Annotated in this window: 14 protein-coding genes and 1 pseudogene; 13 read left to right on the forward strand and 2 right to left on the reverse strand. The window is 71.0% G+C overall.

Translation table 11 applies throughout. The annotated features are described in order from the left end of the window. Nucleotides 1-208 precede the first annotated feature (208 nt). From ACSQ2G_RS14895 to ACSQ2G_RS14905, 3 genes are all read left to right on the forward strand, one after another. The gene (locus ACSQ2G_RS14895; protein ID WP_436032138.1) at nucleotides 209-1,702 is read left to right on the forward strand and encodes an AlkA N-terminal domain-containing protein; all 1,494 of its coding nucleotides are present in this window, start codon (nucleotides 209-211) and stop codon (nucleotides 1,700-1,702) included. Next, on the forward strand, nucleotides 1,692-2,207 hold the full coding sequence (locus ACSQ2G_RS14900; protein WP_436032140.1) for a methylated-DNA--[protein]-cysteine S-methyltransferase: 516 nt from the start codon (nucleotides 1,692-1,694) through the stop codon (nucleotides 2,205-2,207). Before ACSQ2G_RS14895 ends, ACSQ2G_RS14900 begins: the two co-directional genes overlap by 11 nt. A 91-nt stretch (nucleotides 2,208-2,298) precedes the next feature. Further along, a complete protein-coding gene (locus ACSQ2G_RS14905; protein WP_436032142.1) occupies nucleotides 2,299-4,062 on the forward strand; it encodes a chloride channel protein in 1,764 nt (587 codons plus the stop codon). A 44-nt stretch (nucleotides 4,063-4,106) separates the two neighbouring features. Here ACSQ2G_RS14905 and ACSQ2G_RS14910 read toward each other — a convergent pair. Beyond that, nucleotides 4,107-4,257: pseudogene (locus tag ACSQ2G_RS14910) on the reverse strand (hypothetical protein); the annotation flags it as partial. Between the two features lie 115 nt (nucleotides 4,258-4,372). Between ACSQ2G_RS14910 and ACSQ2G_RS14915 the strand changes: the two are divergent. The 5 genes from ACSQ2G_RS14915 to galA all read left to right on the forward strand — a co-directional run bounded on the left by ACSQ2G_RS14915 (nucleotide 4,373) and on the right by galA (nucleotide 14,492). Continuing rightward, complete coding sequence (locus ACSQ2G_RS14915) at nucleotides 4,373-6,682, forward strand: acyl-CoA dehydrogenase (RefSeq protein ID WP_436032144.1); 2,310 nt, start codon at nucleotides 4,373-4,375, stop codon at nucleotides 6,680-6,682. A 215-nt stretch (nucleotides 6,683-6,897) separates the two neighbouring features. Further along, nucleotides 6,898-7,635: an RNA polymerase sigma factor gene (locus tag ACSQ2G_RS14920; protein ID WP_436032146.1), complete on the forward strand. Its 738-nt coding sequence runs from the start codon at nucleotides 6,898-6,900 to the stop codon at nucleotides 7,633-7,635. A gap of 9 nt (nucleotides 7,636-7,644) precedes the next feature. Next, nucleotides 7,645-8,649 (forward strand): FecR family protein, encoded by a 1,005-nt coding sequence (locus ACSQ2G_RS14925; protein ID WP_436032147.1) that lies wholly within the window; start codon nucleotides 7,645-7,647, stop codon nucleotides 8,647-8,649. A 133-nt stretch (nucleotides 8,650-8,782) separates the two neighbouring features. Then, the gene (locus ACSQ2G_RS14930) at nucleotides 8,783-11,803 is read left to right on the forward strand and encodes a TonB-dependent receptor (protein WP_436032149.1); all 3,021 of its coding nucleotides are present in this window, start codon (nucleotides 8,783-8,785) and stop codon (nucleotides 11,801-11,803) included. Between the two features lie 148 nt (nucleotides 11,804-11,951). Further along, entirely contained in the window at nucleotides 11,952-14,492 is a 2,541-nt protein-coding gene (galA, locus tag ACSQ2G_RS14935; RefSeq protein WP_436032151.1) for a beta-galactosidase GalA, read from the forward strand. A 143-nt stretch (nucleotides 14,493-14,635) separates the two neighbouring features. Here the strand turns inward: galA and ACSQ2G_RS14940 are convergent, their stop codons facing one another. Next, entirely contained in the window at nucleotides 14,636-15,877 is a 1,242-nt protein-coding gene (locus tag ACSQ2G_RS14940; protein ID WP_436032153.1) for an SGNH/GDSL hydrolase family protein, read from the reverse strand. 121 nt (nucleotides 15,878-15,998) lie between these two features. Here ACSQ2G_RS14940 and ACSQ2G_RS14945 point away from each other — a divergent pair, with 121 nt between their 5' ends. From ACSQ2G_RS14945 to ACSQ2G_RS14965, 5 genes are all read left to right on the forward strand, one after another. After that, entirely contained in the window at nucleotides 15,999-18,704 is a 2,706-nt protein-coding gene (locus tag ACSQ2G_RS14945) for a Tat pathway signal sequence domain protein (RefSeq protein WP_436032155.1), read from the forward strand. 292 nt (nucleotides 18,705-18,996) lie between these two features. Beyond that, nucleotides 18,997-22,239: an autotransporter outer membrane beta-barrel domain-containing protein gene (locus ACSQ2G_RS14950; RefSeq protein ID WP_436032157.1), complete on the forward strand. Its 3,243-nt coding sequence runs from the start codon at nucleotides 18,997-18,999 to the stop codon at nucleotides 22,237-22,239. Nucleotides 22,240-22,241: 2 nt separating this feature from the next. Continuing rightward, nucleotides 22,242-22,967 carry a response regulator transcription factor gene (locus tag ACSQ2G_RS14955; RefSeq protein WP_436032159.1) on the forward strand — a complete coding sequence of 242 codons (726 nt, stop codon included), beginning with the start codon at nucleotides 22,242-22,244 and terminating at the stop codon, nucleotides 22,965-22,967. A gap of 309 nt (nucleotides 22,968-23,276) precedes the next feature. Next, a complete protein-coding gene (locus tag ACSQ2G_RS14960) occupies nucleotides 23,277-23,996 on the forward strand; it encodes a response regulator (protein WP_436032161.1) in 720 nt (239 codons plus the stop codon). Further along, nucleotides 23,993-25,960 (forward strand): sensor histidine kinase, encoded by a 1,968-nt coding sequence (locus ACSQ2G_RS14965; RefSeq protein ID WP_436032163.1) that lies wholly within the window; start codon nucleotides 23,993-23,995, stop codon nucleotides 25,958-25,960. The genes ACSQ2G_RS14960 and ACSQ2G_RS14965 overlap by 4 nt, the downstream gene beginning before the upstream one ends. The last annotated feature ends 7 nt before the right edge of the window (nucleotides 25,961-25,967 follow it).

The following is a 25,967-nucleotide window of genomic DNA, read 5'->3' on the forward strand; positions in this document are numbered from 1 at the left end:
CATTTTGTCGCATGACAGCTTTAGCGAGCATAGTGATATAGGCTTGGAATATTTACGACAGAAAATGTCGATAGATCGACATTTCCCAATCGATGAATATCCATCATCCGAGAATTGTATAGACAAGAACCGGCGCCGTGCGTCGTCCACCGATGACGAGGTCCGAAAACCGCGAGACGCCGTCTCGTCCGGGTCTATGATCGGTGTCATGGACCTCGACCCCGACGCCTGCTACCGCGCCATCCAGACCCGCGACGCCCGCTTCGACGGCCGGCTGTTCGTGGCCGTGAGGACCACGGGCATCTATTGCCGGCCCGTGTGCCCGGCCCGCACGCCCAAGCGCGAGAACGTCACCTTCCACGCCACCGCCGCCTCGGCCCAGGAGGCCGGCTACCGCGCCTGCCTGCGCTGCCGGCCCGAGACCTCGCCGCAGCTGGGCGCCTGGAACGGCGCGTCCAACACCGTCAGCCGCGCCCTGGCCCTGATCGAGGCCGGCGCGCTGGACGAGGACGATGTGGAGACCCTGGCCGAGCGCGTGGGGGTGGGCGGACGCCAGCTGCGGCGACTGTTCCTGCAGCACCTGGGCGCGACGCCGGTGGGCGTGGCCCAGACCCGGCGGGTGCTGCTGGCCAAGCAGCTGATCCACGAGACCGACCTGCCGATGGCCGAGGTGGCCCTGGCCGCCGGCTTCGGCAGCGTGCGGCGCTTCAACGAGACCTTCCAGCAGCTCTACGACCGGCCGCCCGCCGCCCTGCGCCGGCGGAAGGCCCTGCCCGCCCCGGCCGGCGAGGCCATCTCCCTGACCCTGCGCTACCGCCCGCCCTACGACTGGGACGGCATGCTGGCCTTCCTGGCCATGCGGGCGATCCCCGGCGTCGAGGCCGTCGACAACAATGTCTACCGCCGGGTCATCGCCCTGGACGGCGCGGCCGGGACGATCGCCGTGGCGCCGATCGGCGGCGACCGGCTGAGCGTGGCGGTGCGCTTCCCCCGGCCGTCGGCCCTGCCCCGCATCCTGGCCCGGGTGCGCGGGGTGTTCGACCTGTCGGCCGACCCGGTCGGCATCGGCGAGGTGCTGTCGCGCGACCCGGACCTGGCGCGGATGGTGGCCCTGCGCCCCGGCCTGCGGGTGCCCGGGGCCTGGGACGGGTTCGAGCTGGCGGTGCGGGCGATCCTGGGCCAGCAGATCACCGTCGTGCAGGCCCGCAAGCTGGCCGGCGACCTGACCGCCGCGCACGGCGAGCCGCTGCCCGAGCCCTGGGCCGAGCCGGGCCTGACCCACGCCTTCCCGTCCGCCCACCGCCTGGCCGCCGCTGACCTTTCGGACCTGAAGATGCCCGGGGCCCGCATCCGCTGCCTGTCGGCCATGGCCGAGGCGATCGCCGCCGATCCGAACCTGCTGTCGCCGACCGCCAGCCTGGCCGAGATGGTCGCCCGCCTGCGCGCCCTGCCGGGCATCGGCGAATGGACGGCCCAGTACATCGCCATGCGCCAGCTGCGCGAGCCGGACGCCTTCCCGGCCGCCGACGTGGCCCTGATGCGCGCCCTGGCCGACGCCGACGGCGTCCGTCCGACTCCGGACCAGCTGCTGGCCCGCGCCGAGGCCTGGCGGCCCTGGCGCGCCTATGCCGCCCTACACCTGTGGGCCTCGCTGGCCGACGAAGGAGCGCCGCCGGTTCGCAAGGTGAAGCGTGCGGCCTGAGGTCCTGGCGCACGCGGTGCTGGCCACCCCGATCGGCGAAATCGACGTGGTCACCGACCGCGACGGGCGGCTGCGGGTGCTGGAGTTCCACGACCAGCCTCAGCGCCTGGCCAGCGCCCTGCGACTGCACCATCGCGGCCAGACGGTGGAGCGCGGGGCGGCGCCGGCCGCCGTCCGCGACGGGCTGGCGGCCTATTTCGCCGGCGACCTGGCGGCGCTGCGGACCATCCCCTGGACGATCGGCGGCACCGCCTTCCAGCACCAGGTGTGGCGGGCCCTGGTCGAGATCCCGCTGGGCGAGACGACCAGCTACGCCGGCGTGGCCCGGCAGGTCGGACGCCCCGCCGCCGTCCGCGCGGTCGGCGCGGCCAACGGCGCCAACCCGATCGCCATCGTCGTGCCCTGCCACCGGGTGATCGGGACCAGCGGCGCCCTGACCGGCTATGGCGGCGGGGTGGAGCGCAAGCGGTGGCTGCTGGCGCACGAAGGCGGCCGCGCGCTCTGACGGGGACAGGTCCATGGACCTGTCCCCAGCTTTGCCAGTCCGCCGCAACCCCCATAGGATGGCCGCGCCGCCCTTCGCGACCGGAACCCTCATGCAGCTGTCCCTCCCGACCACCACCTCCGTGCGCTGGCTCAGCTGGCTGCGGCGGCGGATCCGGTCCAGCGAGCTGTGGCTGATCGCCGTGGCCACCCTGATCGGCGCGGGAGCTGGGGCGCTGGCGGTGCTGCAGGCCAAGCTGGCCCACGGCCTGCAGGTGCTGCTGTTCGCCATCAATATCGACGAGCGGCTCAGCGCCCAGAGCGTGATCGCCCCCTGGCGGACCCTGGCCATCCCCCTGGGCGGGCTGGTGCTGGGCGTGGCCACCTGGGCCTGGCTGAAATACCGCCCCAAGCCGGCGGTCGACCCGGTCGAGGCCAACGCCCTGCACGGCGGCCACCTGTCGGTCCGCGACAGCGCCTTCATCTGCGGCCAGACCCTGCTGTCCAACGGGGTCGGGGCCTCGGTGGGACTGGAGGCCGCCTACGCCCAGGCCGGAGCGGCCATCGCCTCGTTCGCCGGCCAGCGGCTGAACCTGCGCCGGGCCGACATGCGCACCCTGGTCGGCGCGGGAGCCGGCGCGGCCATCGCCGCCGCCTTCGGCGCGCCCCTGACCGGGGCCTTCTACGCGTTCGAGATCGTCATCGGGGCCTATACCGTCGCCAACCTGGCCCCGGTGGCCGCCGCCGCCCTGGCCGCGGTGCTGGTGGCCGGACGGATGGGCGGCCTGCCCTACCTGCTGAAGACCTCGACCCCCGCCGTGCAGTCGTGGTTCGACTACGGCCTCTACGCCCTGCTGGGCGTGGTCTGCGCGTTCGCGGGCGTCGCCCTGATGCGGCTGGTGGCCTCGGCCGAGGGCCTGGTCGGGAAGTCCAGGCTGCCCAAGCCCGTCCGGCCGATGGTCGGCGGCGTGGCCCTGGCGGCCCTGGCGATGATCACGCCCCAGACCCTGTCGGCCGGCCACGGCGCGGTGCACGTCAACCTGACCGCCGACCTGGGCCTGAGGATGCTGCTGATCCTGCTGGCCATGAAGGCCCTGGCCAGCGTGGTGTCGCTGAGCTTCGGCTTCCGGGGCGGCCTGTTCTTCGCCTCGCTGTTCCTGGGCGTGCTGGTGGGCCAGATCTTCGCGGCCCTGACGGTGTTCGTGCCCTGGCTGCCGTCGCTGGACCCGACGGTGGCGGCCCTGGTCGGGCTGGGCGCGTTCGGCGTCGCCGTGGTCGGCGGGCCCTTCACCATGTCGTTCCTGGTGCTGGAGGCGACCGGCGACTTCACCGTGGCGGCCGCGGCCCTGGTGGCCTCGCTGATCGCCAGCGCCCTGGTGCGCGAGACCTTCGGCTACTCGTTCTCGACCTGGCGGCTGCACCTGCGCGGCGAGACCATCCGCAGCGCCCACGACGTCAGCTGGATGCGACCCCTGACCGCCGGCCGGATGATGCGCAAGGACGTCAAGACCGTGCCGGCCGAGGCCAGCCTGGCCGAGTTCCGCCGCCGCTACCCGCTGGGCTCGACCAAGCGGGTGGTGATGCTGGACGACAAGGGCCGCTACGCCGGCATCGTCCGCACGGCCCTGGCCTACGCCCAGCCCGACGACAGCGAAAAGCCGGTCGGCGGCCTGGCGCTTTACACCGACACCGCCCTGACCGCCGACCAGTCGATCAAGGAGGTGATGCGCGCCTTCGACCACACCCAGGCCGACGAACTGGCGGTGATCGACGCCAACCGCGAGGTGATCGGCATCCTGTCCGAGGCCTTCGCGACGCGGCGCTACGCGGAGGAGTTGGACAAGGCGCGGCGGGAGCTGACGGGGGAAGCGGGGTAGACGGCGATCTGGATGTCTGGATCACGACCCATTGCGGAGGTTGCCCCTCTCCCAAAGGGAGAGGGAGGGGCCCATGCGCAGCATGGGAGGGTGAGGGGTTACGAGGTTCGACGGCGTGCCGGCGCTCCGTCTGATGCCGTAACCCCTCACCCCGACCCTCTCCCTATGGGAGAGGGAGCAAGTTCCGCTCACCAACCCCACCAGAAAATCGATCCGCCCTCCGTTCGCATAGGGAAAGCCTCTGGCCTCGCCGTCGCATCCTCACCCCGCCCCATCGCGTTAGACGTCCATCGGCAACCGAGGCGGCGTCATGACCAGCACCTTCAACTTTCGCCGGGACCTGATCACCCGGCCGATCCTGGCCTGGGCGCGCGGCGTGATGCCGGCCCTGTCGCAGACCGAACGCGAGGCGATCGACGCCGGCGACACCTGGTGGGACGCGGCCCTTTTCACCGGCGATCCGGACTGGAACGAACTGCTGGCCTTCCCCGCGCCCAAGCTGCGGCCCGACGAGCAGGCCTTCCTCGACGGACCGGTCGACACCCTGTGCGCCATGCTCGACGACTGGACCATGACCTGGGAGACCCGCGACCTGCCGCCGCAGGCCTGGGCCTATCTGAAGCGCCAGAAGTTCTTCGGGATGATCATTCCGAAAGCGTATGGCGGCCTGGGCTTTTCCGCGTTCGGCCATGCCGAGATCGTCCGCAAGATCGCCACCCGCTCGGTGTCGGCCGCGGTGACGGCCATGGTGCCCAACTCCTTGGGTCCGGGCGAGTTGATCCTGAAATTCGGCACGCAGGCCCAGCGCGACCACTGGCTGCCGCGCCTGGCCGACGGCCGCGAGGTGCCCGCCTTCGGCCTGACCAGCCCGGAGGCCGGTTCGGACGCCGGGGCCATGGTCGACGAGGGCGTGGTCTGCCGCGGGACCTGGAGGGGCCAGGAGGTGCTGGGCATCCGCCTGAACTGGCACAAGCGCTACATCACCCTGGGGCCGGTCTGCACGGTGCTGGGCCTGGCCTTCAAGCTGCGCGACCCCGACCACCTGCTGGGCGACGCCCCGGACATCGGCATCACCTGCGCCCTGGTCCCCACCGATACGGCTGGGGTCAGTATCGGCCGCAGGCACCTGCCCGCCTTCCAGACCTTTCAGAACGGTCCCAACTGGGGCAAGGACGTCTTCATCCCGATGGACCTGGTGATCGGCGGGGCCGAGCGGGTGGGCCAGGGCTGGAAGATGCTGATGACCGCCCTGGCCGCCGGGCGCGGGATCTCCCTGCCCGCCCTGTCCGGCGCGGCGGCGTCGTTCAGCGCCCTGACCACCGGGGCCTACGCCCGCGTGCGCAGCCAGTTCAACGTGCCGATCGGCAAGTTCGAGGGCGTGCAGGAGCGCCTGGCCCGCATCGCCGGCAACGCCTACCTGCTGGACGCCGGCCGTCGCCTGACCTGCACGGGCCTCGACCTGGGCCACCACCCATCGGTGATCTCGGCGCTGCTGAAGGCCGGCGCCACCGAGCGCATGCGGGTGGTGGTCAACGACGCCATGGACGTGCACGGCGGCAAGGCTGTGATCGAGGGGCCGCGCAACTACATGGGCTCGCAGTACCGCGCCATCCCGGTCGGCATCACCGTCGAGGGCGCCAACATTCTGACCCGCAGCCTGATGGTGTTCGGCCAGGGCGCGATCCGGGCTCATCCGTTCCTGCTGAGCGAGATCCTGGCGATCGGCGAGGCGGATCGGGCCAAGGGCCTGGCCGACTTCGACGCGGTGCTCTGGAAGCACGTGGCGCACGCGATCCGCACGGGCCTGCGGGCCTGGAGTCGCAGCTGGACGGGCGGAGCCTTCGCTCCAGCCCCCGACGCGGGCCGCGCCACCAGGTTCTATCGAAAAATGGGCCGCTACAGCGCCGCCTTCGCCCTGACCGCCGACATCGCCCTGCTGACCCTGGGCGGGGCCCTGAAGCGCAAGGAGATGCTGTCGGGCCGGCTGGGCGATATCCTGGCCGAGCTCTATTTCCTGTCGGGCGCCCTGAAGCGCTGGGAGGACGAGGGCCGGCAGGACGCCGACTTCCCGCTGCTGCAATGGTGCATGGATACCGGCTTCGCCACCATCGAGCAGCGGTTCGACGAGGTGTTCGCCAACCTGCCCAACGTGCTGGCCGGCTGGCTGCTGCGGGCGGCGATCCTGCCGCTGGGCCCGCGTCGCCGGGGCCCGTCGGACCGCACGACCACCGCCTGCGCCGAGCTTCTGCTGCACCCCTCGGCCACCCGCGACCGGCTGATCGAGAACGTCTATGTCGGCGGCAAGGACGAGGCCGTCGGCCAGCTGATCGACGCCTTCGAGCGCGTGGTCGCCACCCAGCCGATCCACGACCGCCTGCGCGCCCAGAAGATCCGCCACTGGAAGGACGGGGTAGAGCAGGGCTGGGTGACCGCCGACGAGATCGCCGCGCTGGAGGCGGCCGACACGGCGGTGGCCGCTGTGATCGCCGTCGACGACTTCGCCCACGACGGCCTGGCGACGAAGACCCAGACGGCGGCGCGCGTGGGCGACGAGTTGGTACCGCCTCGGACGACTCCAGATCTCGCGGAGCAGCGAACGTTCAGCGGCGCCGGGCTGTAGGCCGCAGGAAACGCGGACGGGGACAGGCGCATGCGCCTGTCCCCAGAGGGTCAAAAACGCCGCGCTTTATTTATAATATAATTGCCGACACCTTCCGCGCCGCCGCGTCACGAGGCGCGTAACGTCGGGAGGAACGCCATTGCGGCCCCAGCAGGCCCATGACCCGCGAGGGCGACGCCTTCGTCTGCCGCACGCGGCTGGCGCCCGGAACCTCGGTGACCGTGGCCACGGCGGCGACCGCGCGGCCACCGTCCCCCTGGGCGAGCAACCTTGATCTGTCGGACTCGACCTTCGATTGTCTGTTTAATAATATGAATGGAGATTCCCCGAAAACGGCGATATGGCTGTCGGACCAGGGGAACGTCGGGCGCGGGGGCGCGCCGGTCGAGGAGGTCGCGATGCCGCGGGACAACCCGGCGCAGCAACAGGTGGAGACGGCCGACGACGGGCGGATCAATCGCCTCAATGCGCGGTATCGCGGCCCGCTGACCAGCTTCTTCCTGCGCCGCGTCCACCGTCGCGACGAGGCCGAGGACCTGACCCAGGAGGTGTTCCTGCGCATGGTCCGCAGCCTGCAAAGGACCGACGGCGACGGCGGCGAGCGGATCGACAATCCCGAGGCCTTCCTGTTCCGAACCGCCGTGAACCTGCTGCGCGACCGGGCGCGCCGGGCCAAGACCTTCGCCGAGCACCTGGCCGAAGCGGCCCACCGCGACGAAAACATTGAGGTTCGTTCGCCCGAGCGCGTCTTACAAGGCAGGCAGTCCTTGCGATCCGCGCTGACCGCCCTGGAGGAGCTGGACGCCCGCACCCGCGACGTGTTCATCCTGCATCGACTGGAAGGGTTGAAGCACGCCGAGATCGCGACGCTGTACGGCGTCTCGTCGAGTTCGATCGAGAAGTACATGATCAAGGCGCTGGCGCATCTGGCAAGGCGCGCTCGCGCGTTCTAGAGCAGGTCCGTGGCCCGATCCTTGTCCGACAGCATCGTTCACGAAGAGGCCGCGCGCTGGCTCATGCGCCTGGGCGACTCTCCGGATGACGCGGCGATCTTCGAGGCCTTCGAGGACTGGCGCGACGCCTCGCCCGAACACCGGCAGGCGTTCGAGGACGTCCAGGCGAGCTGGGCGCTGTTCGGCGAACAGGCGGCCGCGCCCGAACTGCTGGTCCTGCGTCGCAACGCGCTGGACCGGGCCGGCGGGATCGGGCGGCGGCGCGGATTCGACCTTGGCCGGCGCGGATTCGCCGCCGGCCTCGCGGTCCTGGCCGCCGCGCCGCTCGCATATTACGGCTGGCGACGGCTGCACCCCGACGCCGGCCAGAGCCTGCGGACGGCGATTGGCGAACAGCGCACGGTCACTCTTTCGGACGGCAGTCGCGTCTCCCTGGACGCCAACACCCTGGTCAAGGTCGCCTATTCTCCCGCCCTGCGGTTGGCCGAAGTGGTCGAGGGCCGCGCTCATTTCGAGGTGGCCAAGGACAAGGCCCGCCCGATGAAGGTGCGGGCCGGCACGCGCACCGTGACCGCCCTGGGCACCGCCTTCACCGTCGAACACGAGGGGCAGCGGGTCGTCGTCACCCTGGTCGAGGGCCGCGTGGCGGTGACCGAGACCGCTTCGGCTCGCGGCGTCGCCCCGCCGCCGAAGGAACTGGTCCCGCAGCAACAGCTGGTCTTCGCCGCCGACGCCGCGCCGCGCATGCACGAGGCGGTCGACGTGGAGCGGGCCATGGCCTGGCGCGAGGGCAAGCTGGTGTTCGACGACGAAAGCCTGGCCGACGCCGTCGCCCGCATGAACAACTATTCGCGGGTGAAGATCGTCGTCGAGGACGATCCCGCCCGCGCCCTGAAGATCAGCGGCATCTTCAACGCCGGCGACACCCCGGCCTTCGTCGAGGCGGTGCAGATCTATTTTCCGGTCGAGGTATCGACCGGCGAGTCCGTCGTCCAGATCCGCTCCCGCGGCTGACCCACAGACCTGATCCAAGCCACGGTGAAGTTTTTTTTGAGGGCTCCGCCAAGAGCCGCGTCGTAACCCATATCCGCGGGTTTCGAGAGCCAAGACGGCCACCAGAGCGAGCCGCGGACCGGGAGGGAAAACGATGACTGCCTATCGTCCACGCGGACGCCGTCACGGCCTTTGCGCCGGCGCCGCGAGCGCCATTCTGCTGACGGGTCTCGCCGCCGCCGCGCCCGCCCTGGCCCAGGGCCAGGCCGCTGTCGCCCAGACCTATGAATTCAACATTCCGGCCAAGGACCTGGACCAGGCCCTGAAGGCGTTCGGCGACCGGTCGAACACCCAGGTGCTGTTCACCAAGGCCGTGGTCCAGGGGCGCAAGAGTTCCGCGCTGCGCGGCCGCTACACCAGCGCCGAGGCCCTGAACCTGCTGCTCAAGGGGTCGGACCTCAACTATCAGCGCACCGCCTCGAACGTTGTCCTGATCCGAGGAGGCGCGCCGGCGTCGTCCACCGCCGGGTCGGCCGCCGAGGCGCCGGCGTCGACCTCGGCGCAGGAAAGCGTCGCCCAGGTCGATGAGGTCGTCGTCACCGGCGTGCGCAAGAGCCTGCGCGACGCGCTGGACGTCAAGCGCGGCTCCGACAAGGTGGTCGAGGCCATCTCGGCCAAGGACATCGGCGTGCTGCCCGACGTCACCATCGCCGAGTCGATCGCCCGCCTGCCCGGCGTCAACGCCACCCGCGACCGTGGCAACGACAGCCAGGCCGTCGTGCGCGGCCTGGGCGCCCGCCTGGTGCTAGGCACCATCAACGGCCGCGAGGTCGCCTCGTCCGAGCCCGACCGCAACGTCCGCTGGGAAATCTATCCGTCGGAAGTCGTCTCGGGCGTCCAGGTCTACAAGTCGCAGTCGGCCGACCTGATCGCCGGCGGCGTGGCCGCGACCATCAACATCGATACGATCGCCCCGCTCGACTACAAGGGCCCGCAATTCGTGGTCCGCGCCGGGCCGGTCTATTACGACGGCGGCAAGGACATCCCGAACTACGGCCAGACCGGCTACCGCGCCTCGGGCTCGTTCGTGCACAGGTTCAACGACGACCTGGCCATCGTGCTGGGCCTGACCAGCCAGAAGCAGAAGAACGGCTACACCTCGTTCCAGGGCTGGGGCTACAACGACTCGGTCATGCGCCAGCCGCAAGGCGCCAGCGACTTCAGCGGCGACCTGAACGGCGACGGCAAGGTCGATCCCACGCCGTGGGGCATGCAGCTGGAAATCAAGAAGATCGACCAGAAGCGCACCGGCGTCTCGACCGGCCTGCAATGGAAGCCGACCGACCATTTCGAGTTGAAGGCCGACCTGCTCTATTCCGACATCAAGATCACCGAAAACCAGGACCAGCAGATCTACGCCCAGAACATGGGCAACTGGAACAACGGCAACTGGGGCGACTACAACGCCGCCGGCGCCCACTACACCCTGGTCGACGGCGACGTGGTCGCCGCCACCCTGCCCTTCGCCGCCGTCACCTCGGTGATCGCGCGCTACACCGAGGACAAGAAGCTGTGGGCCGGCGGCCTGAACGGCAAGTGGACCAACGACGCCTGGACCGTGGCCGGCGACCTGTCCTACTCGCAGGCCGAGCGGACCAACAACTGGCGCGCCGTACGCACCGAGGTCTATCCGGCCTCGATGACCTACGACACCCGCGCCGGGGTCAAGCCCAGCGTCACGACGACGGAAGACCCCACCAAGCTGGCCCAGGTCGCGCCCAGCTATCGTGGCGGCCAGAACGACGGTCCCGAGCACCTGAACGACGAACTGATGGCCGGCGCCCTGGACTTCACCCGCGACTTCTCGGGCGGGGCGTTCAAGAGCCTGCAGTTCGGCGGACGCTATTCCGACCGGGTCAAGGACCACGACCAGGCCTCGTGGGCGACCTGCCCCAACCCGGGCAACCTGCCCATGAACAGCCCGACGCTGAAGGACCAGACCTGGGGCACCTGTTTCCAGTCGGTCACGCTGCCGGCCAGCCTGTTCAGTTCGTACAACATCAGCAGCTTCGACGTCCCCAACATCCTGACCGGCGACATCGACGCCATCGCCAAGGCCGCCTACGGCGACCACGGCTTCGACGCGGCCAACGCCGTGGACAACCTGGCCCAGCGCTGGCGCGTGCACGAGAAGGTGGCCGAGGCCTACGGCAAGCTGAACTTCGCGGCCGACGGCGTCGCCGGCGCCTGGATGACCGGCAATTTCGGCGTCCGCGTGGTCAGCACCAAGACCGACAGCGAGGGCTATCGCCAGGACCCGGGCCTGGCGACCTTCTCGGCGGTCTCGGTGGGCAGCGACTACACCGACGTGCTGCCCAGCGCCAACGTCAAGCTGGACTTCGACCAGGGCCGCGTGCTGCGCTTCGGCCTGGCCCAGGTCGTGGCCCGTCCGCCGCTCGACGAGCTGCGCGCCAGCCGCACCCTGACCACCTGGCAGCCCTTCACCGGTTCGGCCGGCAACCCCGACCTGAAGCCGTTCAAGGCCGTGCAGTTCGACGCCTCGGCCGAGTGGTATTTCCGTTCGGAGGGCCTGGTCGCCGCGTCCTACTACTACAAGGACGTCGACACCTATATCGGCTGGAAGCAGACGCCCGAGACCTACAATGGCGTCACCTATGCGGTGTCGAGCCCGGTCAACGGCGGCGGCGGCCACATCCAGGGCCTGGAGCTGACCTTCCAGACGCCGTTCTTCTTCCTGCCGGGACCGCTGAGCAAGTTCGGGATCTATTCGAACTACGCCTACGTCCAGTCCAACCTTCGGGAATTCCAGCCGGTCACCAAGCCGCTGACCCTGACGGGCCTGGCCAAGAACACCGCCACGGTCGACCTGTGGTACGCCAACGGTCCGGTCGAGGCGCGCCTGGGCTGGAAGTACCATTCGCCGATGACGGTGATCTACGGCTGGAGCGGCGCGGATCTGCAGACCCTGGAAAGCGAGAAGACCCTCGACTTCAGCGGCTCCTACACCTTCAACGACCATGTCGCCGTGCGCTTCCAGGTCAACAACCTGACCAACGAGCGCCTGCGCATGTACCGCGACAACACCCCCGACCGTCTGGGCCGCTACGACCTTTACGGTCGTCGCTACCTGATGGACGTGACGGTGAAGTTCTGACCCTTTCCGCCACCCCTTCGTCCTGCGGGGGTGGCGGCGGCGAGCCTGGCTCGCCGAGCTGGATCCATCAGGCTTCCCGATGATCCTGCGCCCTGGGGAGGAAGCCGACCGCTTCCTCCCCATTTTTTGTTTTCCGCTCGAGGTCCCCATGGTCGATTTCAGCCGTCGCCAAGCCCTGGTCGCCACCGCCGGCGCCGCCGCCATGATCGGCGCCGCTTCCGCCCGCGCCGCCACGCCAAGGGGCAAGACGCCCGCCGGGCCGGCGCCGTCGTCCCCGCCCGCCATCGACCTGGCCCCGCGCGAGCGCCTGTCGCTGGACTTCGACTGGCGCTTCAAGCTGGGCCACGCCCAGGACCCGGCCCGCGACTTCGGCTTCGGGGCCAACCAGCGCACCTTCGCCAAGGCCGGCGCCACCGCCGCCAACTGGGCGGTCAGCCAGCTTTCCGACCCGAAGTTCGACGCCGCCGCCTGGGCGCCCGTCACCCTGCCTCACGACTGGGGCGTGGAGCTGCCGTTCGTCGACAACCCCGCCTTCGTCCCGTCCGGCAAGCCCGACGACGAGGACCTGCGCGCCGCCCACGGCTACAAGCCGCTGGGCCGCGAGTTTCCCGACACCAGCGTCGGCTGGTACCGCAAGACCTTCGCCCTGCCCGCCGCCGACGCCGGCAAGCGGCTGTCGATCGAGTTCGACGGCGCCTTCCGCGACGCCACGGTCATCGTCAACGGCTATATCCTCGAGCGCGAGGACAGCGGCTATTCGCCCTTCCGCGTCGACATCACCGACATCGCCAATCTCGGCGCCGAGAACACCTTGGTCGTCCGGGTCGACGCCAGCCTGGGCGAGGGCTGGTTCTACGAGGGCGCGGGCCTCTATCGCCACGTCTGGCTGGTCAAGACCGCCCCGGTCCACGTGCCGCAATGGGGCGTGTTCGTCCGCGCCAAGCTCGATGGGACGCTGTCGATCGACACCGACCTGGTCAACGAGGGCGACGCCCGCGCCGACTACGCGGTGGCCCACACCGTGCTCGACGCGGCCGGCAAGCCGGTGCTGGCCCCCGCGCCGGCCAACGGCCTGCTGCCGGCCTGGGAGCGCCAGTCGCTGTCGCTGACCGTGACGCTGCCTAATCCGATCCCGTGGTCGCTGGAGACCCCGCACCTCTACAGCCTGGTCACCGAGGTCAAGGTCGGCGGCGCCGTGGTCGACCGCTACGTCACGCCCTTCGGCGTCCGCTCGATCGCCTTCGACGCCGACAAGGGCTTCCTGCTGAACGGCCAGGCGGTGAAGCTGAAGGGAACCTGCAACCACCAGGACCACGCCGGCGTGGGCGCGGCCATCCCGGACGCCCTGCAGGTCTGGCGGCTGGAACAGCTGAAGAGCATGGGCTGCAACGCCTATCGCGCCGCCCACAACCCGCCGACGCCGGAGCTGCTGGACGCCTGCGACCGCTTGGGCATGGTCGTGATCGACGAGACCCGGCGGATGTCCAGCGACCCGACCTCGATGGGCGAGCTGGAGCGCCTGGTCCACCGCGACCGCAACCACCCGTCGGTGATCCTCTGGTCGATCGGCAACGAGGAACCGCAGCAGGGCACGGCGCGCGGGGCCAAGGTGGCCACGACCATGAAACGGCTGGTCAACCGTCTGGACCCCACCCGCCTGGTCATCGCCGCCATGGACAACGGCTTCGGCGAGGGCATCAGCGCCGTCATCGACGTCCAGGGCTTCAACTATCGCCATGAGAAGATGGACGAGTTCCACAAGCGCTTCCCGCACGTGCCGATCATCGGCACCGAGAGCGCCAGCACCGTGGCCACGCGCGGCGAATACGCCCGCGACGACGCCAAGCTCTACGTGCCAGCCTACGACACCGAGCACCCCTGGTGGGCGACCACGGCCGAGAAGTGGTGGAGCCACGCGGCCGACCGGCCGTGGATGGCCGGCGGCTTCATCTGGACCGGCTTCGACTATCGCGGCGAGCCGACACCGTTCAACCGCTGGCCCAGCATCAGCTCGCACTTCGGGGCGCTCGACACCTGCGGCTTCCCCAAGGACAACTACTATTATTACCGCGCCTGGTGGCGGTCCGAGCCGCTGCTGCACCTGCTGCCGCACTGGAACTGGGAGGGCCGCGAGGGCCAGCCGATCGCGGTCTGGGCCCACAGCAACTGCGACCGGGTCGAGCTGTTCCTGAACGGCAAGAGCCAGGGGGCCCGCGACGTCGTGCCCAACCACCATGTCGAATGGTCGGTCCCCTACGCGCCGGGCGTGATCGAGGCCCATGGCTACAAGGACGGCAAGGTCGTCCTGCGCGAGCGCCGCGAGACCGCCGGCCCGGCCGCCAGCCTGCGGATCACCGCCGACCGCCCAATCCTCCTGAAGACTGGCCTGCGCGCGGACGGCCAGGACGTAGCGGTCCTCAAGGTCGAGGTGCTGGACGCCAAGGGCCGCCTCGTGCCTCGCGCCGACGACCTGGTGTCGTTCACGCTCGGCGGCCCGGGCGAGGTGATCGGCGTCGGCAACGGCAATCCGACCAGCCACGAGGCCGACGTCGCCAGCCAGCGCAAGGCCTTCAACGGCCTGTGCCAGGCGATCGTCCGCACCCGGCGCGGCCAGGCCGGCGAGTTGCGCGTGACCGCCTCGGCGCCGGGGCTGAAGGCGGCGACGGTCAGCGTGACGGTGGGCGGCTAACGACCCTCTCCATCCAACAAGGGTTGTCATTCCGGAAGCCTCGCAGAGGCTGTCCGGGACCCAGGGGACTGGGCGAAGGCGGTGCGGTTCACCTGGGTCCCGGACAGCGCTACGCGCTTCCGGGATGACAACCCTTTTGAACCCTAACGCTTGACCAACGCCCCGATCGCCACTGCCTCGCCCATCGCCTTGTAGCCCGCCGGCGAGGGATGCAGCTGGTCGCCGGAGTCGTAGGCCGGCAGCAGGCGTTCGGGATGGGCCGGATCGCGGGTGACCTGGTCGAAGTCGAGCACCGCGTCGAACACGCCCGAGCCCCGGATCCAGGCGTTGACCGCCTGGCGGTCGGCGTCGGCGTCCGCGTCGGAACGGTAGATCTTGGTCCCCCCGCACGGGAGGATCGTCGCTCCGATCACCCGGAGGCCGCGCTCGTGCGCCCGGGTCACGATCTGGCGGTAGGCGGCGATCAGGCCGGTCACGACCTGGGTCCGCTTTTCCGGCGTCACCTCGCCCTCGCGCGACAGGCCGCCGATGTCGTTTATGCCGATCAGCACGATCAGGGCCTTCACCCCCGGCTGGGTCAGCACGTCGCGATCCAGTCGGGCCAGGGCCGCCTGGCCGCTGCCGTCCTTGAGCAGCTTGTTGCCGCCGATGCCGACGTTCAGCACCGAGACGCCCTTCGTCCGCGGGTCCGCCTGCAGCCGCGCGGCCAGCACGTCGGGCCAGCGCTCGTAGACGTCGACGCCCGCACCCGAGCCGTCGGTGATCGAGTCGCCCAGGGTCACGACCGCCATGCCCTTGCCGGAGGGCCGCTCGACGTCGACGCCGGCCAGCTGGGCCCACTGGGTGAAGCTCGTGGCGCCTGCCAGTTCCGGCGCGGCCGACTGGTCGCCGGCGACGACGAAGGCCGTGGTGCGGGCCGAGCGGTGCACGCTGGCCTGGCGCGGGACTTCGGGCAGGCGCAGGCTGACGGCCAGCCGCGCCAGGCCCTCGACCGGCAGGTTCACCGGATCGGACAGCCAGGTCGCGCCGGGCGGTATGGTCACGCCGGCCTGGCCGTCGAAGGTCACCGCCCGGTCGGTCTCCGCCACGATCCCCGCCCCGCCGGGCGCGGCTGCCAGCGCCACCCGCGCGCCGTCGATCCGTAGCGGCGCGGTCCCGAACGTATTGGCCAGCCGCAGCCTCAGGCGCGGCCCGCCCGCGCCCAGCCTCACCACCTGGCGGATCGTGACCTCGCCCAGCGGCGCGGGCAGGTTGGCCGCGTCGGTGGGAACCAGAGCCGTCGCCCATGAGCCCGTCCAGGTCGGCGGCGACGTCGCGGCCGCCGCCGGCCAGGCCAGTCCCACGCACAGCGCCAGCCCCAAAAGCCGCGTTCCGATCCGTCGCATCGCACCCTCTCAAAGATCTCACAAAATGGATTGACGTCACAGAATATGGAATTAGCGTCGCTGGCAAGATCGCGCTGATCGGCCGGCGGCGCCGAAGACGGCGCGCAGGAGGAAGCGCGCCATGAACTCTCCCACCCGACGTGAGGTGCTGGCTCAGACAGCGCTGGCCGGCGCCATGGTCGGCCTGGCGGGTCCGGCGCTGGCCAGTCCCGCTCCGGCCGCGCCGCGCAAGCCCCTGCCGCCGACCGAGGCCGTGTGGATCGACGGCGCGCCGCCGGCCCTGAACGCCGGCCAGACCTGGGGCGTACCGTGGCCACAGGGCGCCTATCCCCGCAAGCAGGCCTTTCGCGCCAAGGGAGCCGACGGCTCGCCCGTGGCCCTGCAGACCTGGCCCCTGGCCTACTGGCCGGACGGTTCGCTGAAATGGACGGCCCACGCGGTCGGGGCTGGGGACCTGGGCGCGGGCCTGACGATCGAGCCCGGCAAGGCCGGCGCCGGCGGCCCTGGCGTCCGCGTGACCGAGAGCCTGGCGGCCATCGAGGTCTCGACCGGCCCGGCGACCTGGCGCTTCCCGCGCGACGGCTCGGCCCTGATCGTTTCGGCCACCCGGAGCGGCCGCGAGGTGCTGCGCAATGTCCGCCTGGTCCTCCAGACCCAGGACGCGCCCGAGATCGACACGGCGCCGGTGGGCCGCAAGACCTTCGAGAGCGTGATCGACAAGCTGGTGATCGAGCAAAACGGACCGGTCCGCGCTGTGGTCCGCGTCGAGGGTCGGCACAAGGGCGCGGACCGCGCCTGGGCCCCGTTCATCGTCCGCTTCTACGCCTATGCCGGCGCGGACTCGTTGCGGATGATGCACACCTTCATCTTCGACGGCGACGCGGCCAAGGACTTCGTCTGCGGCCTGGGCGTCACCGCCGACGTGCCGATGGCCGACGAATTGTACGACCGCCACGTGCGCTTCACCGGCCAGGACGGAGGACTCTGGGCCGAGGCGGTCAAGCCGCTGACCGGCCTGCGGCGCGACCCGGGCGCGGCGTTCCGCGACGCCCAGATCGCCGGCCGCAAGGTCCCGCCCGCCGAGCAGATGGCCGCGCCGGTCCGCGCCGGCCTGCACCTGATCCCGGCCTGGGGCGACTTCCTGCTGTCGCAGCCCACGGCCGACGGCTTCACCCTCCGCAAGCGCACGGCCCCGGGCCACGCCTGGATCCGCTCGGACGGCGGCGGACGGGCCAGCGGCGTGGCCTATGTGGGCGGGGCCAGCGGCGGGGCGGCGATCGGCCTGGGCAATTTCTGGCGCGCGCCGCCGACCGCTCTGGAAATCCAGGGCGCGGCCGGCGAGGTCGCCCGGCTGACCGCCTGGCTGTGGTCGCCCGACGCCCCGGTGATGGACACCCGCTTCTATCACGACGGCCTGGGCATGGAGACCCACGCCCAGGAGACCGAAGGCCTCAACATCACCTACGAGGACTACGAGAAGGACTGGGGCACCCCGACCGGCGTGGCCCGCACCACCGAGCTGCGGCTGTGGGCCCTGGACACGACGCCGGCCCGCGACGCCTTCCCCGCCATGGCGCAGCTCAACGACAAGCCGCCGCGGCTGATGGCGACGCCCGAACGGATCCACGCCGCCAATGTCCTGGGCGCCTGGAGCCTGCCGGACCGGGGCACGCCGCAGAAGGCGCGGATCGAGGACCGCCAGGACCAGCTGCTGAACTTCTATCTCGGCCAGATCGCCCAGCGCCGCTGGTACGGCTTCTGGGACTATGGCGACGTCATGCACAGCTACGACGTCGACCGCCACGTCTGGCGCTACGACATCGGCGGCTTCGCCTGGGACAATTCGGAGCTGTCGACCGACCTGTGGCTGTGGCTGAGCTACCTGCGCGGCGGCCGGGCCGACGTGTTCCGCATGGCCGAGGCCATGACCCGTCACACCGGCGAGGTTGACGTCTACCATGTCGGCCCCTACCGGGGCCTGGGCACCCGGCACGGGGTGCAGCACTGGGGCGACAGCTCCAAGCAGCCCCGGGTCAGCAACGCCATCTATCGCCGCATCTACTACTATCTGACCGCCGACGAGCGGGTCGGCGACCTGATGCGCGACCTGATCGACGGCGACGAGGCCCTGACCCGGGTCAATATCGGCCGCAAGCTGGAGGACGGCGCCTGGCCCAAGGGCGAGATCCGCGCCTCGTTCGGCACCGACTGGAGTTCGCTGTGCGGCGCCTGGTTCACCGAGTGGGAGCGCACCGGCGACGTACGCTGGCGCGACCGGATCCTGGCCGGCATGAAGTCCATCGCCGCCCTGCAGAAGCAGTGGTTCGCCGGCGCGGCCACCTACGACGTCAAGACCGGGACGTTCTCCGGCGCGGGCGACAAGCTGGCGGTCGGCCACCTGAACGCCGCGTTCGGCGCCCCCGAGATCCATGTCGAGATGCTGGCCCTGATCCGCGAGCCCGCCTACGACAAGGCCTGGCTGGACTATTGCCGCTGGTACAACGCCCCGCGCGCCGAGCAGATCGCCCAGTTCGGCCGGCCGCTGGGCGCCAACGGCCTGCGCCAGGGCCATTCCCGCCTGACGGCCTACGCGGCCTGGCGGCTGGGCGACAAGGCCCTGGGCGAACGGGCCTGGAGCGAATTCTTCGGGCGCGGCGTGGTCGAGGACCTGAACCTGTCGACCGCCACGAAACATTTCGCCGGCCCCGACGTGCTCAACCCCATCGACGAGGCGGCCGGGGTCACCACCAACGGCACGGCCCAGTGGGGCTTGGCGGCGATCATGAACCTGGCGCTGGTTCCGGAGGCTTTGCCCACGGGAAACTAAATCCGCCCCTCCCCCTGTGGGGGAGGTGTCGGCGAAGCCGACGGTGGGGGGAGGCATCGGCCGGCGACCAATGCCTGGATCTTCAATCCCAAAACTCCCCCCACCGATCGCTGCGCGATCGCCTCCCCCACAGGGGGAGGGTCGAATAGGTAGGCCCCCGCACACCAAACCGACACACTGCCGAAACGTAGCGTCGCCTACCCACACCTCAGCTTATCGGCGTCGATACCGGGGGGTCATCCGCCGGCCACGGCGGCGCTCTAGGCAAGGACGGCTCACATCAAGGCCGTCCATGTCCCGCAAACGTCTCGCCTCGGCCGCCCTGGCTCCCCTGCTGCTCTGCGCCGGGGGCGCGGCGGCCGAGACCCAGGTTACCAGCAGTACGCGCACCACGCCGATCGCCACCTCGACCGCCGCGTCCGGGGCCGCCGACGACGTCAAGATCACCAGCGACGGGGCGATCACGCTCAGCGCCTCGGGCCCCATCGCCACGCTCGACAGCAACAACACCCTGACCAACAGCGGCGCGCTGTCCAGCGTCGGGGTCTCCGATTCGATCGGCGTCCTGGTGCTGGGCGGCCATGCCGGGACCCTGCTGAACAGCGCCACGATCAGCCTGACCGAGGACTACACCTATACCGACGACGATGATGACGGCGACTATGACGGCGCCTTCGCCAAGGGCTCGGGTCGCTACGGGATCCGCCTGACCGGGACCGACCCGTTCGTCGGGACCATCACCAACGACTCGACGGGCGCGATCACCATCGAGGGCAACGACTCGGCCGGTATCAGCCTGGAAGCGCCCCTGACCGGCTCGCTGGTCCACAGCGGATCGATCAGCGTCACCGGCGACCGCGGCTACGGGATCCACACCACCGGGACGATCAGCGGCGGCCTGACCAGCAACGGCTCGATCAGCGTGTTGGGCGGCGGCAGCGTCGGCCTGGCGGTCGACGGCGATGTCGGCGGCGCGTTCGTCATCCAGGGCTCGGTCTATGCCACCGGCTACCGGGTCACCTCGCGCTATTCCGACCCGGACGACGAGGCCCTGCTCGACGCCGACGACCTGCTGCAGGGCGGCGGCGGGGTGAAGGTCACCGCCGACGTGGCCGGCGGCGTGCTGCTGGACGCCCCGCCCACCGACACCAACGACGACACCTCCGACGACGAGGACGGCGACGGCGTCACCGACAGCAGCGAGGGCACGGCCTCGGTCACCGCCTACGGCTCGGCCCCGGCCCTGTTGGTCGGTTCGGACACCCGCGCCGTGACCCTGGGCGCGGTCGGGACCGGCGACAACGCCTACGGCCTGATCATCAAGGGCTCGGTGACGGCGGCGGGCGTCCATGACGGGATCAGCGCCACCGGCGTCCAGCTGGGCGGCGACGCCGGGCTGTCGACGATCGTCACCGGCGGGGTGAGGCTGACCGGCTCGATCTCGGCCAGCGCCTACGAGGGCGACGCGGTCGGGCTGAAGCTGAACGCCGGGGCCGTGGCCGACACGCTGTGGAACACCGGCTCGCTCGCCGCCTCGGTCACCGGCGACACCGCCGTCACCGCCAAGGCCCTGAGCATCGCGGCCGGGGCCGGCATGACCAGCGTGACCAACGCCGGGACGATCAGCGCCACCGTCTCCGGCGAGGGCGGCTCGTCCTACGCCATCATCGACGACAGCGGCGGCCTGAAGACCATCACCAACACCGGCAGGATCACCGCCTATGTCGTCGCCACCGACGACGAATACGACACCGACGACGCCGACACCGACACCAGCAACGAGGTCATCCACGGCACGGCGACGGCCATCGACGTCTCGAAGAACACCACCGGCGTGACCATCGTCCAGAGCGGCGTCACCGACGGCGACGACGGCGACGACGACGTGGCCGACGCCGATGCGGACGGCGACGGGGTGGACGACGCCGACGAGCCGCTGATCCGCGGCAGGGTGCTGTTCGGCTCGGGCGCCGACAGCCTGTCGATCCTGAACGGCGGCCTGATCGGCGACGTCTCGTTCGGCGCGGGCGCCGACCGCCTGACCATCGACGGCACGGGTTACATGGTCGGCGCCCTGACCGACAGCGACGGTCTGCTGGACATCAAGATCGGCGACGGCTCGCTGGGCCTGACCAACACCGAGACCATCAAGGCCACCAGCCTGACCCTGGGCGCGGACAGCACCCTGGTGTTCTCGATCGATCCCACCGCCGGGACTCAGACCAAGCTGGTGGTCGACACCGCCACGATCGAGACCGGCGCCACCCTGGGCCTGAACTTCAAGAGCCTGCTGACCGCCCCGACCACCTATACGGTGATCCAGGCCGGCAGCCTGACGGCCGGGACGATCAACCAGGACCTGCTGGGCCATACCTCCTACCTGTACGTCGCCAACGCCTACGCCTCCGGCAATGACATCGACATCGACGTGCGGCGGCGCACGGCCTCGGAAGCTTCGATGTCGCGCAGCCAGACCAGCGCCTATGACGCGGTGTTCGCGGCCCTGTCGGACAACAGCGCCATCGCCGGGGCCTTCCTGAACCAGAGCACCCACGACGGCTTCTTCAACCTCTACGACCAGATGCTGCCCAGCCAGGGCGAGGGCCTGTTCTCGGCGTTGCAGACCGTGCAGCAGCAGATCTCGGCGGCCACCGCCAATCGTCCCGACATCGGCGACCGCTACGGGCCCGACAGCGTCTGGGTCCAGGAGATCAACGCCCTGGTCCGCCGCGAGGACGGCGACACCCAGGGCTCCGACACCCAGGCCCTGGGCGTGGTGGCCGGCTACGAGGCCATGGGCGAGGCCGGCGGGGCGCTGGGCGTCACCCTGGCGGCGGTCAGCCTGGAAGAGCACGACACCGTCGCCAAGGCCGGCGAGAAGACCACCGCCTCGATCCTGCAGGCCGGCCTCTACTGGCGGCGGTCGGTCGGCGGCTGGCGGTTCAACCTGGGCGGCGGCGTCGGCTACAGCCGCTTCAACGGCGACCGCGGCTTCGTCAGCGAGGACGTCGACGGCGACGGGACGGTGGACGTCAAGCTGACCAACACCGCCGCCTGGAACGGCCTGGTCGCCAACGCCTTCGCGGGACTTGCCTACGAGGCCCGGCTGGGCGAGGTCTATCTGCGCCCCGAAGGCCGGCTGGACTATGTCTGGCTGTGGGAGGGCGAGCGCAAGGAGCACGGCGGCGGCTCGGGCTTCGACCTGACCGTGGCCTCGCGCAAGGCCGACAACCTCAGCGGCGATCTGGGCCTGGTGCTGGGCAGGCAGTACGGCAAGGACGTCTGGGTGCGGCCCGAGCTGCGTGTGGGCTACCGGCGGACCCTGGCCGGAGCCATGGGCGACACCATCGCCAGCTTCGCGGGCGGGACGCCGTTCACCCTGGCCGCCTCGGACGACCGGGACGGCGCGGTGACCCTGGGCTTCGCCCTGCGCGCCGGCTCGGCCCTGTCCTACCTGGCCCTGGAAGGCGGGGCCGAGGCCTCGCGCAAGCAGACCAAGTACACCGCGCGACTGACCGGAAGGGCGATGTTCTGACCATGGACAAGCGCATCCTCGTGCTCGACGGCGATCCGGTCGCCCGCCACGACATGACGGGGCTTCTCTCCGGCTATGGCCTGACGGCCTTGGGGGCTGGAAGCGCCCGCGAGATGGAGCAGATCCTGCGCGAGACCCAGGTCAACCTGGTGATGCTGGACATGATGCTGCCCGACGCCTCGGGCCTTTCGGTCTGCTCGCGCCTGCTCAGCCTGCCCTCGCCGCCGGCCATCATGATGGTCTCGGACTCCGACGAGGAGTGCGACGTGGTGGTGGGCCTGGAGTTCGGGGCCGACGACTACGTGGTCAAGCCCTATCGCCCGCGCGAGCTGCTGGCCCGGATCAGGGCGGTGCTGCGCCGCTGCGACGAGGCGCGCGCCGAGGAGCCGGCCCGCGAGGCGCCGGCGGCCTATCGTTTCGACGGCTGGCGGCTGAGCGTCGCCACCCAGGACCTGTTCGACCCCCGCGGCCGGCCGGTGCCGCTGTCGACGGCCGAGTTCCTGGTGCTGTGGGCCTTGCTCGACCGGCCCAACCAGGTGCTGACCCGCGACGAGCTGCGCCACGGTCCGCCCGACGCCCACGCCCGCCCCGCGCCCCAGCAGGTCAATGTCGCCATCAGCCGCCTGCGGACCAAGCTGGACCGCATCGACGGCGGGGCGGGGCTGATCCGCACGGTGCGGCACGTGGGCTACATCTTCGCGGCCCGGGTGGATCGGGTGCAGGACTAGGCTTCAGTCCTTTCCGCCCCTGAGGTTGTCATCCCGGAAAGCGCGTAGCGCTTGTCCGGGATGACAACCGTTTGAAGGTCCGGGCGGCGCCGGCGCGGCGCTTGGAATAGGATCGCCGAACCGTCGCCTCGCCACTTCGCAGGCAAGACAAGTGCGCAGTCATGTTTCGGCCGATTACAGTAATGTTTCCGTCCGATACAAAACTGTTCCGAAAAAGCCGGCTGGATACCTGAAAAACAGTCCGACCGCGACGCTTGGCCCATGGCGAAGGTCCCGGCCGCGCCTTATTCTGCAGGTATGTCCGCCGCCATGATCCAGCTCGCGCCCGCCGAACACGCCACCGTCCTGCTGGTCGAGGACGACGACGTGCTGCGCCAGGAGATGGCGGGCTACCTGGCCGGCCAGGGCTACACCGTGCGCCAGGCCGCCGACGTGTCCGCCGCCCGCGGCGTGCTGGAGACCCGGCCGGTCGACGTGCTGGTGCTGGACGTCAACCTGCCCGGCGAGAACGGCCTGTCGCTGTGCCGCCAGGTGTCGGGGACCGACGGGCCGGCCATCCTGCTGCTCAGCGCCCTGGGCGACCCGGTCGACCGCATCGTCGGGCTGGAGCTGGGCGCCGACGACTATGTGGTCAAGCCGATCCCGCCGCGCGAGCTGCTGGCCCGGGTCAAGGCCCTGCTGCGCCGTCGGGCCGGGGGCAAGGGGCCGCGCAGCGACGTGCGGCTGTTCGCCGGCTTCCGGCTGGACGCCGCCGCCCGCCAGCTGACCGCGCCGAACGGCGTGCTGCTGCTGCTGACCCCGGGCGAGTTCACCATCCTGTCGACCCTGGCCGACCACGCCCGCTCGGTCGTGTCGCGCGACGCGCTGCTGACCATCATCGCCGGCGAGACGGTCGAGAACCTGGGCCGCCGCGTCGACCTGCACATCAGCCGCCTGCGCCGCAAGATCGAGGCCCAGTCCGACGAGCCCCTGATCCGCACCTATCGCGGCATGGGCTACATGCTGGACGCCAAGGTCACGCTCGAATGACCGCCCGGGGGGGCCTGTTCGGCGGCCGCCCGTTCCGGCGCTGGCCCAGCCCGCCGATCGCCTTGCAGATCCTGGCCCTGCTGATCGCCGGGCTGGTGGTGGCCCAGACCGTCACCCTGGTCCTGACCGTGCTGCTGCCGCCGGCCCCGGCCATGCACCACAGCCTGGCCGACATCGCCGCCGGCCTGCGCGGGGCGATGCCCGACGGCGACGACGACCGCCCGCTGATCCGCACCGTCGAGACCCAGCCCCCCAGCCTGCAGAGCCCGGGCTGGGTGGCCTCCGAGCCCGCCCGGGCTGACCTCGCCCGCCTGCTGAACGCGCCGCGCGAGGACGTCCGGCTGCTGTTCTACGCCCCGCCGCCGTTCGCCGGCACGGAAAGCCGCCGCCCCGGCCGCCCGCCGCTGGCCCTGCTGCTGACCACCTATGCCGAGGCCCAGACCCTGCCGCCGGGGCCCGGCCCGGGCGGCGTGGGCGGACTGCACGCCGGCCTGGGACCGATGGGCGGCGTCCAGATCCGCCAGGGCTTTCCATCCGACGCGGCGATGCGCGGAGTCGTCGGCCAGCAGGTCTTCCAGGCGGGCGACGCGGGCGGCCAGCGGATCTTCAGCTACTCGTCGTCCGCCGCCGCGGCCGGCCGCTCGACCGACCCGCTGTTCGCCGCGCCGTTCCGTTCGCGGGCGAACATGACCCTGCCCGACTCGTTGCGCGGACCGGCCCCGCCGGCTCCGCCGCTGGATCCCGTCGCCGACGCCGTGGCCCGCGAGCCGACCCTGAAGCGCCCGCCGCCGCCCCAGCCCCTGACCGCCACCGCCCCGGTCGTCGAAACGGTCCAGGCCGCGCCGCATGTCGCCCTGCCCGCGCCCCGGCCGCCGCCGCCGCCCAGGCCGGCGCCCGAACCGGAGGCGACGACGGGCCGGCCCCTGGCCGCGCCGGCCGCCCGCAGCCTGTTCGGCCTGGCGCCGCCGCCGTTCATCGAGGGCGAGTTCGTGGCCGCCCTGCGCCTGGGTCCCGACCGGTGGGTGACCCTGCGGCCGCAGCCCGAGGCCTTTCCCAACAGCTGGCAGCGCCGGGTGCTGATGTGGTTCGCCCTGTCCCTGGCCGTGGTCGCCCCGCTGGGCTGGATCTTCGCCCGCCGTCTGGCCGCGCCCCTGGCCGGCTTCGCCGCCGCCGCCGAGCAACTGGGCCGCGACCCGGCCTCGCCAAATGGATTTGGGGTTATCGTCGCCGACGGCCCCGCCGAGATCGGTCGCGCCGCCCGGGCCTTCAACGCCATGCAGGGACGGCTCAGCCGCTACATCACCGACCGCACGGCGATGATCGGCGCGATCTCGCACGACCTGCGCACGCCGCTGGCCCGCCTGCGTTTCCGCCTGGAGCGCGCCTCGCCGTCGCTGCGCCGCGAGATCGCCCAGGACCTGGACCAGATGGAGGCGATGATCACCTCGGTCCTGGCTTTCATGCGCGACGACGCCGAGGCCGGGGCTCGCCAGCGCGTCGACCTGCGCTCGCTGCTGGAATGCGTGATCGACGAGGCCGAGGTCACCGGCGCCGACGTGGTCCTGGAGTCCGGCGAGCCGGCCGAGGTCGAGGTCTCGGTGCTGGGCCTGCAGCGGGTGTTCGCCAACCTGGTGGACAACGCCGTCAAGTACGGCGACAGCGCCCGGGTGGCCCTGCATGTCGAGGGCGACGAGACGGTGGTCGAGATCCGCGACAGGGGTCCGGGCCTGGACACGAGCGAGCTGGAGCGGGTGTTCACGCCGTTCTATCGCGGCGTCGAGGCCCGCACCTCCAGCAAGCAGGGCGTCGGCCTGGGGCTCAGTTCGGCCCGCTCGATCGTCCGCGCCCACGGCGGCGACATCCGGCTGGCCCTGCCCGGCGAGGGCCTGCTGGTGCAGGTGCGCCTGCCGCTGGTCGGGACGGTGGAGGCGAGGCCGCCGGCGCGCCTGCAGGCGGCGGAGTAGCCTCTGC

The sequence above is a fragment of the Caulobacter sp. LjRoot300 genome (assembly GCF_964253875.1).
Classification (GTDB): domain Bacteria; phylum Pseudomonadota; class Alphaproteobacteria; order Caulobacterales; family Caulobacteraceae; genus Caulobacter.

Coding starts and splice junctions, on each gene's coding strand:
- ACSQ2G_RS14895 (WP_436032138.1), top strand. CDS start 209: ATGGACCTCGACCCCGACGCCTGCTACCGCGCCATCCAGACCCGCGAC.
- ACSQ2G_RS14905 (WP_436032142.1), top strand. CDS start 2,299: ATGCAGCTGTCCCTCCCGACCACCACCTCCGTGCGCTGGCTCAGCTGG.
- ACSQ2G_RS14915 (WP_436032144.1), top strand. CDS start 4,373: ATGACCAGCACCTTCAACTTTCGCCGGGACCTGATCACCCGGCCGATC.
- ACSQ2G_RS14930 (WP_436032149.1), top strand. CDS start 8,783: ATGACTGCCTATCGTCCACGCGGACGCCGTCACGGCCTTTGCGCCGGC.
- galA (WP_436032151.1), top strand. CDS start 11,952: ATGGTCGATTTCAGCCGTCGCCAAGCCCTGGTCGCCACCGCCGGCGCC.
- ACSQ2G_RS14940 (WP_436032153.1), bottom strand. CDS start 15,877: ATGCGACGGATCGGAACGCGGCTTTTGGGGCTGGCGCTGTGCGTGGGA.
- ACSQ2G_RS14945 (WP_436032155.1), top strand. CDS start 15,999: ATGAACTCTCCCACCCGACGTGAGGTGCTGGCTCAGACAGCGCTGGCC.
- ACSQ2G_RS14950 (WP_436032157.1), top strand. CDS start 18,997: ATGTCCCGCAAACGTCTCGCCTCGGCCGCCCTGGCTCCCCTGCTGCTC.
- ACSQ2G_RS14955 (WP_436032159.1), top strand. CDS start 22,242: ATGGACAAGCGCATCCTCGTGCTCGACGGCGATCCGGTCGCCCGCCAC.
- ACSQ2G_RS14960 (WP_436032161.1), top strand. CDS start 23,277: ATGATCCAGCTCGCGCCCGCCGAACACGCCACCGTCCTGCTGGTCGAG.
- ACSQ2G_RS14965 (WP_436032163.1), top strand. CDS start 23,993: ATGACCGCCCGGGGGGGCCTGTTCGGCGGCCGCCCGTTCCGGCGCTGG.